This window comes from Bartonella sp. AA81SXKL (genome assembly GCF_042196945.1).
GTDB lineage: Bacteria > Pseudomonadota > Alphaproteobacteria > Rhizobiales > Rhizobiaceae > Bartonella.
Genome location: NZ_JBHIRH010000376.1, coordinates 1 through 263, shown reverse-complemented (window position 1 = coordinate 263; position 263 = coordinate 1). Strand labels below are relative to the sequence as shown.

Genomic DNA, 263 nt, shown 5'->3' with positions numbered 1-263 from the left:
TTGCTTGCTTCCAACCTTCTAATGTCTCATAAATAGGCTTTACACGGGATTGTGCTCCCATGGAAGAGGGTAAATAATCAATTCTTTTCCCATCAAGTTCATAACCAACACAGACTTTAATTTCATCCAAACCATCCAAAACATCAAGCTTTGTCAATGCTATACCCTGAACACCACAAATCGTTACCATTTGACGGACTAAGACAGCGTCAAACCAGCCACATCGACGTTTTCGACCAGTAACAACGCCAAATTCATGCCCA

At 41.4% G+C, this 263-nt stretch carries 1 protein-coding gene; it reads right to left on the bottom strand.

Annotated features, from left to right (window positions below; all coding sequences use genetic code 11):
* On the bottom strand, window positions 1-263 hold a 263-nt coding region (locus tag ACFINZ_RS11770), incomplete at both ends, for an adenylosuccinate synthetase (protein WP_375701619.1).